General features: G+C 60.9%; 12 protein-coding genes. 11 read left to right on the top strand and 1 reads right to left on the bottom strand.

The features are described from left to right. From queA to tgt, 3 genes are all read left to right on the top strand, one after another. Window positions 1-626: tRNA preQ1(34) S-adenosylmethionine ribosyltransferase-isomerase QueA (queA, locus tag ENZ74_RS09985; protein WP_127312753.1), on the top strand; the 626-nt coding region annotated here is incomplete at its 5' end. Next, window positions 616-885, top strand: a complete 270-nt coding sequence (locus ENZ74_RS09980; RefSeq protein ID WP_013531822.1) for a hypothetical protein — start codon at window positions 616-618, stop codon at window positions 883-885. The genes queA and ENZ74_RS09980, both read left to right, overlap by 11 nt. Then, window positions 878-2,008 carry a tRNA guanosine(34) transglycosylase Tgt gene (gene tgt / locus ENZ74_RS09975; protein ID WP_024503503.1) on the top strand — a complete coding sequence of 377 codons (1,131 nt, stop codon included), beginning with the start codon at window positions 878-880 and terminating at the stop codon, window positions 2,006-2,008. Before ENZ74_RS09980 ends, tgt begins: the two co-directional genes overlap by 8 nt. Before the next feature lie 4 nt (window positions 2,009-2,012). Here tgt and ENZ74_RS09970 read toward each other — a convergent pair whose 3' ends face one another. After that, window positions 2,013-2,432 (bottom strand): DUF4864 domain-containing protein, encoded by a 420-nt coding sequence (locus tag ENZ74_RS09970; protein WP_063167942.1) that lies wholly within the window; start codon window positions 2,430-2,432, stop codon window positions 2,013-2,015. A gap of 264 nt (window positions 2,433-2,696) precedes the next feature. On the opposite strand from ENZ74_RS09970, the gene ENZ74_RS09965 reads away from it, so the two are divergent. The 8 genes from ENZ74_RS09965 to ENZ74_RS09930 form a co-directional block, all read left to right on the top strand. Then, window positions 2,697-2,933 carry an Lrp/AsnC family transcriptional regulator gene (locus ENZ74_RS09965; protein WP_010909609.1) on the top strand — a complete coding sequence of 79 codons (237 nt, stop codon included), beginning with the start codon at window positions 2,697-2,699 and terminating at the stop codon, window positions 2,931-2,933. A 171-nt stretch (window positions 2,934-3,104) separates the two neighbouring features. Next, window positions 3,105-4,517, top strand: coding sequence for a circularly permuted type 2 ATP-grasp protein (locus ENZ74_RS09960; protein ID WP_024503502.1), 1,413 nt, complete (start codon window positions 3,105-3,107; stop codon window positions 4,515-4,517). Window positions 4,518-4,650: 133 nt separating this feature from the next. After that, window positions 4,651-5,592, top strand: a complete 942-nt coding sequence (locus ENZ74_RS09955; RefSeq protein ID WP_024503501.1) for an alpha-E domain-containing protein — start codon at window positions 4,651-4,653, stop codon at window positions 5,590-5,592. Window positions 5,593-5,677: 85 nt separating this feature from the next. Beyond that, a complete protein-coding gene (locus ENZ74_RS09950; RefSeq protein WP_063167943.1) occupies window positions 5,678-6,472 on the top strand; it encodes a transglutaminase family protein in 795 nt (264 codons plus the stop codon). Between the two features lie 132 nt (window positions 6,473-6,604). After that, a complete protein-coding gene (locus ENZ74_RS09945) occupies window positions 6,605-7,336 on the top strand; it encodes a peptidase (protein ID WP_013531816.1) in 732 nt (243 codons plus the stop codon). 100 nt (window positions 7,337-7,436) lie between these two features. After that, entirely contained in the window at window positions 7,437-8,846 is a 1,410-nt protein-coding gene (locus tag ENZ74_RS09940) for an aspartate aminotransferase family protein (RefSeq protein WP_063167944.1), read from the top strand. A 78-nt stretch (window positions 8,847-8,924) separates the two neighbouring features. Beyond that, window positions 8,925-9,692, top strand: a complete 768-nt coding sequence (locus tag ENZ74_RS09935; protein ID WP_013531814.1) for a DeoR/GlpR family DNA-binding transcription regulator — start codon at window positions 8,925-8,927, stop codon at window positions 9,690-9,692. Between the two features lie 126 nt (window positions 9,693-9,818). Beyond that, window positions 9,819-10,510 (top strand): glycerol-3-phosphate dehydrogenase (locus ENZ74_RS09930; RefSeq protein ID WP_127312752.1); only part of this gene is annotated, 692 nt, incomplete at its 3' end.

Raw genomic sequence — 10,510 nt, 5'->3', positions numbered from 1 at the left:
GCCATATTCCGCTGCCGCCCTATATCGCCTCGAAACGCGACGACGACGAACGCGACCGGGCCGATTACCAGACCATCTATGCAAGCGAGGAAGGCGCCGTCGCGGCTCCGACAGCGGGCCTGCATTTCACGCCGGAGCTTTTTGCAGCGCTTGACGCCAAAGGCGTCGAACGCCGCTTCGTCACCTTGCATGTCGGCGCCGGTACGTTCCTGCCGGTCAAGGCGGACGACACCGCCGACCACAAGATGCATGCCGAGACCGGGTCGGTCAGCGAAGCCACTGCGGACGCCCTGAATGCCGCAAGAGCAAGGGGCGGGCGCATCGTTGCTGTCGGCACGACCTCGCTGCGTCTGCTGGAGAGTGCGGCGCGTGAGGACGGTACTCTGGCTGCGTGGTCCGGCCCGACCGATATCTTCATCACGCCCGGCTACTGTTTTCGCACCGCCGACATGCTGATGACCAATTTCCATCTGCCGCGCTCGACTCTGTTCATGCTGGTTTCGGCCTTCAGCGGCCTCGACACGATGCGCGCGGCCTATGCCCATGCGATCGAGAACCGTTACAGATTCTATTCCTATGGCGACGCAAGCCTGCTTTTCCGAGCGGAGACGAGCGATGGACGATGATCTGCAAGCCTTTGACCGCGATGCGCTGATCGCGGAAGTGAAAAAACTGCGCGCCGGCATTCGCCAGCACCGCGATTCCACCGGCCATGAATTGTGCTGGCATCACCCCGATCTGTGGGACCTGCTGCCGGAAAAAACCGAACCATCGATCGCCGTGCCGCCCTGGCCAAAATTCATGCGCGGCTGCATCCACTACCGCCAGTCGCTCGACAAGCAGGCGCCGGACGCCCCGGTCCACGACAAGGAATTCAATGGCTAAGCAGTTCAGCTTCAAGGTTCTGGCAATCGACGGCAAGGCGCGGCGCGGCGTGATCGACATGCCGCGCGGCGAAATCCGCACGCCAGCCTTCATGCCGGTCGGCACCGGCGGTACCGTCAAGACGATGTATATGGACCAGGTGCGCGGCGTCGGCGCCGACATCATCCTTGGCAACACCTACCATCTGATGCTGCGGCCAGGCGCCGAGCGTGTGGCGCGGCTCGGCGGCTTGCATGAATTCGCCCGCTGGCCGCATCCGATCCTGACCGACAGTGGCGGTTTCCAGGTCATGTCGCTGTCGAAGCTGAGAAAGCTGACCGAAAAGGGCGTCACCTTCCGCTCGCATATCGATGGCGCCGCCTACGAGATGTCGCCGGAGCGGTCGATCGAGATTCAGGGGCTGCTCGATTCCGATATCCAGATGCAGCTCGACGAATGCACGGCGCTGCCGGCCGAAATGAAGGAGATCGAGCGCGCCATGGAGCTGTCGCTGCGCTGGGCCGAGCGCTGCAAGACGGCGTTCGGCGACCAGCCGGGCAAGGCGATGTTCGGCATCGTGCAAGGCGGCGACAACGCAGCGCTGCGGGTGCGATCGGCGCAGGCGCTGAGCGCGATGGAGTTGAAGGGCTATGCGGTCGGCGGCCTGGCCGTCGGCGAACCGCAAGCGGTGATGCTCGAGATGCTCGACATCACCTGTCCGGAGCTGCCGGCGGACAAACCGCGCTATCTGATGGGCGTCGGCACGCCTGACGATATCCTGAAGTCGGTGGCGCGCGGCATCGACATGTTCGACTGCGTGATGCCGACACGGGCCGGCCGCCACGGCCTCGCCTATACAAGGCGCGGCAAGGTCAATCTGCGCAACGCCCGCCATGCTGACGATCCGCGCCCACTCGACGAGGAAAGCGACTGCCCGGCCGCCCGTGACTACTCACGCGCCTATCTGCATCATCTGGTGCGCTCGCAGGAAGCGCTCGGCGCCATGCTTTTGACGTGGAACAACCTGTCCTACTACCAGAAACTGATGCAGGACATCCGCGCTGCGATCGAGGCTGGCACCTTCGAGGCGCGCGGCGCCGAAATCACCGAGGGCTGGGCGAGGGGCGATATCCCGTTGCTGTAAGGCCTCAAGTGCTGAGCGAATTCGAGGCGCGCAGGCTGCAGCCGGTGATCTGGAACGTGCCGTCGGGCTGCTGCTGCAGCGTATAGACCGCCTCGTAATCCTTGCCATCGGGGCCGACGATCAGCACCTGCTGGACGATCGAACCCGGACCGGTCTCCTCGACCTTGCCGAAGGAATAAGTCTGCGGCTTGCGCACCGGCGGATAGCCGTTGGTCACCATGTTCATGAAGGCATCGACGGTCGGGAAGATCCGCTTCACATTCGGGGCGGCGAAGCTGTAGGCGGTGGCGCCGTCATTGGCGATGAGGGCCTTTAGCTGACCGTCGATGACGGACTGGCCTGCCTTGATCTCGGCATCGCCGGCCAATGCCGACGACACGCAGAGGAATGGAACGACTGCGAATGCGAAAAAGGCGCGGCGCATGGCCTGTCTCCGTTGTCCCGCGAAACATCTTCCCTTGAAATGGTGCTGTCCGAAGACGCATCATAACATACGCTTGGCAGCGCATCGCGGTTTCAGCGATCGCGAATAATCGCTGGCGCTCGGCGGCAGGTTGCATGCTGGCGGAGAGCTGCGGCAGGTCGCAGCCCAGGCCTGGGCCGGCAGAGTACGGATTCCAGCGCTTGAAAGCCCGCCTCCAGTCTGCCAGAAGGGCCGCTGGACTTGGACGTTTAGCGGGACGAAGCCATGAAGGCGTTTTTCGTGCAGATCAAATGCGAGCTCGGCAAATCCTATGAGGTTGCCAGCGCGCTTGCCGATGCCGAGATCGCCTCGGAAATCTACTCCACCGCCGGCAACTACGATCTGCTCGCCAAATTCTATGTCGACGACGAGGAAGACGTCGGCCATTTCGTCAACGAAAAGGTGCAGATTCTCCCCGGCATCAAGGACACGTTCACCGTCGTCACGTTCCGTGCTTTCTAGCCGGTAAACGCATTTGCCCGGGCACGAGGCAAAGGCTGATCAAGGTCATATTTCAGCTGCCTCAATTTTAGGCAGGCGCAACATACTGATCGCCCGTATCTCCCAAATCACCGATTGCGCTTGATTTTCTCCGGCGACGCCAGTGAAATGGCGTCACAGGGGAGTATGCGATTGGCAGCGTTCGATGAAATGCTTCCGGAAGTCTCCGGATTGAGAAGACCGTATTCGGCGTATGATCGCTGGCTGAAGGAGCAGGATCCAGCCAGGCTGACCGAGAAGATGCAGGACGCTGAACGCGTCTTCCGCAAGACCGGCATCACCTTCGCCGTCTATGGTGAGCAAGAAGCCTCCGAGCGGCTGATCCCGTTCGACATCGTTCCCCGCATCATTTCAGGCAATGAATGGCGGCGCCTCACGCAGGGCATCGAGCAGCGCGTGCAGGCGCTGAACGCCTTCCTCGACGACATCTACCATCGCCAGGAAATCCTGCGGGCAGGGCGCGTACCCAGGGAATTGATCGCCAGGAATGAGGCATTCCTGCCGGAGATGATCGGGGTCAGGCCGCCGGCCGGCGTCTATACCCACATCATCGGCGTCGACATCGTCCGCATCTCGGAGGACGAGTTCTACGTGCTGGAGGACAATGCGCGCACGCCGTCCGGCGTCTCCTACATGCTGGAGAACCGCGAGACGATGATGCAGCTGTTCCCCGAGCTGTTCCAGAAGATCAAGGTGCGGCCGGTGGAAAACTACCCGCAGCTTCTGCGCCAGTCGCTGGCGGCGGTGCGGCCGCAAAGCACCAAAGGTGCGCCGACCATTGCGGTGCTGACGCCCGGCAGCTTCAATTCCGCCTATTTCGAACACGCCTTCCTTGCCGACCAGATGGGCGTGCAACTGGTCGAAGGCCAGGACCTGCGCGTGGTCGACGGCCATGTCGCCATGCGCACGACGGAAGGCTACAAGCAGATCGATGTGCTCTACCGCCGCGTCGATGATTCTTTCCTCGACCCGCTGACGTTCCGTCCGGATTCCGCTCTCGGCATACCCGGCATCATGGATGTCTATCGCGCCGGCAACATCACCATCGCCAATGCGCCGGGCACCGGCATAGCCGACGACAAGGCGATCTATTCCTACATGCCCGAGATCATCGAGTTCTACACCGGTCGCAAGGCAATCCTGGGCAACATTCCGACCTGGCGCTGCTCGGAGCCCGACAGCCTGAAATACGTGCTCGAACACATCGACGAGCTGGTGATCAAGGAAGTGCACGGTTCCGGCGGCTACGGCATGCTGGTCGGGCCTGCGGCAACCAAGAAGGAATGCGAGACCTTCGCCAAGAAGTTGGCGGCCAAGCCATCGAATTATATTGCCCAGCCGACGCTGGCGCTGTCGACATGCCCGATCCTGACGGAAAAAGGGCTGGCGCCGCGCCACGTCGATCTCAGGCCCTATGTGCTGGTCTCCGACCGCATCCAGATCGTGCCTGGGGGCCTCACACGCGTCGCGTTGAAGGAAGGTTCGCTGGTTGTGAACTCGTCGCAGGGCGGCGGGACGAAAGATACTTGGGTGTTGGATGATTGAGACGAGTGAGTAGGGAATAGTCAGTAGTCAGTAGCGGAAATAGAGGGACAGGAAATGCCATATTTCATTGAGATTCAATTGCTTAATATTCACTGCTCACTATTCGCTACTCACTAGCCCGAAGGGCCACTTCATGCTTTTAGGCCGCACCGCAAACGGGCTCTATTGGATGAACCGCTATATCGAGCGGGCGGAAAACATGGCGCGCTTGGTCGATGCCGGCCTGCGCATGGCGCTGACCCGCACCCAAAGCGCCTCGGAAGAGTGGAATTCGGTGCTGCTCAGCGCTGGTTCCGACGTCACCTTCAGCCAGAAATATTCCGACTATACCGCCGCCAATGTCGCCGACTTCCTGTTGCGCGACACGTCGAACCCATCGAGCACGATGTCGTCCATCGAGACAGCCCGCAACAATGCCCGCATGGTGCGCACCGCGCTGACGCGCGAGACCTGGGAAAGCATCAACGAAGCCTGGATGGCGCTGAAGCGGATGCTGGCCAAGCCGATCGACGAGCGCGACCTGCCAAGCGTGCTCGACGCCATCAAGCGCGAGACGGCGCTGATCCGCGGCTCGTTCTACGGCACCATGCTGCGCAACGAGATCTTCGACTTCTCGCAACTCGGCACTTACGTCGAGCGCGCCGACAACACGGCGCGCATCCTCGACGTGAAATATTATGTGCTGCTGCCGTCGATCTCCTGGGTTGGCTCGACGCTCGACAATTATCAGTGGGAATCGATCCTGCGTTCGGTCTCGGCGCATCGCTCCTATCGCTGGGTCTACGATGCTGATTACAAGCCGACCAACATTGCCGACTATCTGATCCTCAATGTCCGCATGCCGCGTTCGCTGATGTTCTGCTATCGCTTCCTGTCGGAGCATCTGAAATTCCTCGGCGACGATTACGGCGAGCGCCATGCCTGCCACGCAACGGCCGAGAAGACGCAGACAATGCTGAGAGCCGGGTCGATCAAGGATATCTTCGATACCGGGCTGCATGAATTCCTGGCCAATTTCATTCGCGACAACACCAAGCTGGGCGACGAAATCGCACAAGATTATCGGTTCAATTGAGCATGGTCCCGAAAGGTGGAGCCGGTTTTCTTAGACAAACGGAAACCGTTTGTCCGGAGATCGCGCTCACAAACGGAATAGAAGCATGCGGCTGAAGATTACCCACCGAACTGAGTACCGTTACGATACGCCGGTGCACTATCTGTTGCAGCGGCTGCGGCTGCTTCCAGTCAGCGGGTCGACGCAGACCGTTCTGTCCTGGGCTCTGGCGATCGAAGGCGCGCGCGAAGAGGTCCGCTTTGTCGACCATTTCGGCAACGACACAAGGCTGTTGAGCGTCGAGGGCGAGCGCGACTTCATCACGGTGGAGGCGTCGGGCGAAGTGGTGACGCGCGACACCGCGGGCGTCTCGGGGCCACACCAGGGCTTCACGCCGCTCTGGCTGTACAGCCATGAGACACCATTGACGGTGATCGGCAGCGGTATCCGCGAACTCGCCGCATCGGTTGGCAAGGGCAGCGACATCGAACGGCTGCACCGGCTGACGGCTGTCATCGGAGAGCGCGTCGCCTACACGCCCGGCACGACCAATGCGACGACGCCGGCGGAGGAAGCCTTGGCGCTCAAGACCGGGGTCTGCCAGGATCATACCCATATCTTTGCCGCCGCCGCCCGTGCCATGGGCTTTCCGGCCCGCTATGTCAGCGGCTATCTGATGCTGGATGCGACGGTCGAGCAGGCGGCCAGCCATGCCTGGGCCGAAGCGCATGTTTCGGGTCTCGGCTGGGTTGCCTTCGATGCCGCCAATGGCATCTCGCCCGACGAGCGCTATGTAAAGGTGGCGACGGGCCGCGATTACCGCGACGCCACGCCGGTGTCGGGAATTCGGCTGGGACAGGCGGAAGAACAGCTTGCGGTCACCGTCACGGTGGAGCAGTAATCCTCCGCAAGATTGCTGCCGAGCGGTTCATCGTTTCAAGGAACCCCGAACCGCTCTATCCCTTTGTTTTAACGCAATTCCGGACGGAAAACCGCTTCACACTTTTCCTGGAATTGCTCTAGAAGAGATTCCATGACCTATTGCGTTGGCCTGAAGATCGATCGCGGGCTCGTGTTCATGTCCGACACGCGCACCAATGCAGGCATGGATTCCATCTCCACCTTTCGCAAGATGCATGTCTGGGAAGAGCCGGGCGAACGCGTCATCGTTTTGATGTCGGCGGGCAATCTGGCGACGACGCAGGCCGTGGTCAGCCTGCTTGACGAGCGCACCAAGGCAATCTCCGAAAGACATTCCACACTGCTCGAAACGCCGTCGATGTACCAAACGGTCCGCATTGTTGGCGACACGGTCAAGGAGGTCATCGCCAATTCGTCACCCGCTGGCGAGAAGGCGGATTCCTATTTCAATGCGTCCTTCATCCTCGGCGGTCAGATCAAGGGCAGCGAGCCGCGCCTGTTCATGATCTATCCCGAAGGCAATTTCATCGAATCGACCGATGACACGCCGTTCTTCCAGATAGGCGAGACCAAATACGGCAAGCCGATCATCATCCGCGCCTACGAAAAGACGATGAGCCTCGCCGAGACGGTGAAGCTGCTTTTGGTGTCGTTCGATTCGACGTTGAAGTCGAACCTGTCTGTCGGCTTGCCGCTCGACCTGCTCTTCCTGGAGAAGGACGCTTTCAAGGTCGGATTGAAGAAGCGGATCGGCCAGGACGACCAGTATTACCGCACGATCTCCGATGGCTGGTCGAATGCGCTGAAGACGGCTTTTGCCAGCCTGCCGGATTTCCCTGGCTAAGGCGTGCGGCATCTCTTGCTGGTTGCATATATTTCACGCGTTAATTAATAAGAGACCAACCGCGACGGATGGTAGCGATGGATCATGTCGGGAGGACAGGATGAACAATGATGATTTCCGGCAATGGTCGCGGCGCGCCGCCGACTGGGGCGTTGACTATCGCAACAATCTGCGCGACCGCCCCGTGCGGCCACTGGTAGAACCCGGCGCCATTTCTAGAAGCATCGAGGTTTCGCCGCCCGAAGACGCCGAACCGATGGACCGGATCTTCGCCGATTTCGAAGAGAAGATCCTGCCGGGAATGACCCATTGGCAGCATCCGCGCTTCTTCGCCTATTTCCCGGCCAATGCGGCGCCGGTTTCGGTGGTGGCGGAATATCTGGTTTCGGCGATGGCCGCGCAATGCATGCTGTGGCAGACGTCGCCGGCGGCGACCGAACTCGAAACGCGCACCGTCGACTGGATGCGCCAGGCGCTCGGTCTGCCGGAAGGCTTCTCGGGCGTAATCCAGGATTCAGCCTCATCGGCGACGTTGGCCGCGGTGCTGACCATGCGCGAACGGGCACTCGACTGGCAAGGCAACAAACAGGGCCTGGCAGGGCAGGCGCGGCTGCGCATCTACTCCTCCGACCAGGTGCACACGTCGATCGACCGGGCGATCTGGGTGTCCGGCATCGGCGAGGACAATCTCGTGCGCATTCCCGTCAGCGGCCGCTTTCGCGCCATGGACACGGCCGCGCTCGAGGCGGCAATCGTCGCCGACCGGGAAGCCGGCATGCTGCCGGCGGGCATCATCGCTTGCGTCGGCGGCACCAGCACTGGCGGCACCGACGACATTGCTGCGGTTGCCGAGGTGGCACGGCGGCATGGGCTTTATCTCCATGTCGATGCCGCCTGGGCGGGATCGGCGATGATCTGTCCGGAATATCGGCATTTCTGGACAGGCGTCGAAGGCGCCGATTCGATCGTTTTCAATCCGCACAAATGGCTGGGCGCTCAGTTCGACTGCTCGATCCAGTTCCTGCGCGACCCTGAAAGCCATGTCAGGACGCTGGCCATCAAGCCGGATTATCTGAAGACGCACGGTCATGACGGCATCATCAACTATTCCGAATGGTCGGTACCGCTCGGCAGGCGATTTCGCGCGTTGAAATTATGGTTCCTGCTGCGCGCCCATGGCCTGGAACGCCTGCGCACGATGATCCGCAATCATGTCGCGTGGAGCGAAGGGCTGGCGGCGCGGCTGGCAAGGGAGCCGGATTTCCAGATCGTCAGCGAACCGATGCTGTCGTTGTTCTCGTTCCGGCACAAGACCGCAACCGACGGGGACGAGCACAATCTGCGCCTTGTCAATGCGATCAACGACGATGGCCGCATCTACCTGACGCAGACGAAGGTTGATGGACTGATCGCAATCCGGTTCCAGGTCGGACAGTTCGAGGCGACCGCCGCCGATGTCGAAACGGCTTTTGTGGTGATTACTGAAATCGCACGTGGCCTGGGTCGCTGATTTCGTTAGCCGGCTTATGCCTTTTCATCGGTTTCGTTTTCGACTATAGACAAGAAAAACGAAAACGGGAGGTTGCCCATGTATCTGTCGCCGCGCCATGCCGAGATTATCCAGATGGCCAAGGATCACGGCCGCGTGCTGGTCGATGATCTGGCCAACCACTTCAATGTGACGCCGCAGACCATACGCAAGGACCTCAACGATTTGTGCGATCAGCGGCTGCTCTCGCGCATCCATGGCGGCGCGCTGTACCCCTCCGGCATCGAGAACATGGAGTATGAGGCGAGACGCAAGATTGCCGCCGACGAGAAGGAGGCGATCGGCCGTGCGGCAGCCAGGCTGATCCCCGACAACGCCTCGCTGTTCATCAACATCGGCACCACGACCGAGTCGGTCAGCAAGGCGTTGCTCGATCACAACGGTCTCATGGTCATCACCAATAACATCAATGTTGCCAATAGGATGCGGATATATCCGTCGATCGAAGTGGTGATCGCCGGTGGTGTCGTGCGCGGTTCCGATGGCGGTGTGGTCGGCGAGGCGGCGGTCGATTTCATTAGGCAGTTCAAGGTCGATTACGCGGTGATCGGCGCATCCGCCATCGACCATGACGGGGCCTTGCTCGACTTCGATTTTCGCGAGGTCAAGGTGGCGCAGGCGATCATCGCCAATGCAAGGCATGTCATCCTGGTTTCCGACCAGACCAAATTCGAGCGAACCGCACCGGTGCGCATCGGCCATCTGTCGCAGGTCAACACCTTCATCACCGACCGCTGCGACATCCCCTCGGTGCGCAAGATCTGCCAGGAGGCCGAGGTTCAGCTGATCGAGACGTCGCTCGCCTAGGCGGTTTTCAGCTGATATCACGCGCCCGTGATATTTCGTTTGACATTCGTTATCATTTCGAAATAATTCCGACACGGTTTCGTAAAAGCCCAAAAATGGTGCAATGCGAAATCGCTGGAGGAATTTGTGGACGCATCTCCGATCCGTGACATTTTCGTCATAGGCGGCGGCATCAATGGCTGCGGTATCGCCCGCGACGCCGTCGGGCGTGGCTTTTCCGTCTTTCTCGCCGAGATGAACGACCTCGCCAGCGGGACCTCCTCGGGCTCGACCAAATTGATCCATGGCGGCCTGCGCTACCTCGAATTCTACGAATTCCGCTTGGTGCGCGAAGCGCTGATGGAGCGCGAGGTTCTGTGGAAGAACGCGCCGCACATCATCTGGCCGATGCGCTTCGTGCTGCCCTATGCCAAGGGCCTGCGCCCGGCCTGGCTGATCAGGCTCGGTCTCTTCCTCTACGACCACATTGGCGGGCGCAAATTGCTGCCGGCGACCCGGACGCTGGACATGGCCAGGGATCCGGCCGGCAAGCCTTTGAAGCCGCTATTCAAGAAGGCCTTCGAATACTCGGATGGCTGGGTCAATGACGCGCGGCTGGTGGCGCTGAACGCACGTGATGCCGCCGACCGCGGCGCAACGGTCCGCACCCGCACGAAAGTGACCGGCGCGCGCCGCGAAAACGGCTTGTGGACGGTCCAGGTCGAGGATCTGCAGACCGGCGAGACCGAGGAGATCAAGGCGCGCCTGCTGGTCAATGCCGCTGGACCCTGGGTCGATCATGTGCTTTCCGGCGTCGTCGGCCTCAACGATGTGCACAA

Origin of the sequence: Mesorhizobium sp. M7A.F.Ca.CA.002.15.2.1 (genome assembly GCF_003998715.1) — a bacterium.
Classification (GTDB): Bacteria; Pseudomonadota; Alphaproteobacteria; order Rhizobiales; family Rhizobiaceae; genus Mesorhizobium; species Mesorhizobium ciceri.
The sequence above is the reverse complement of the archived record's forward strand: the minus strand, read 5'-3'. Positions and strand labels throughout refer to the sequence as shown.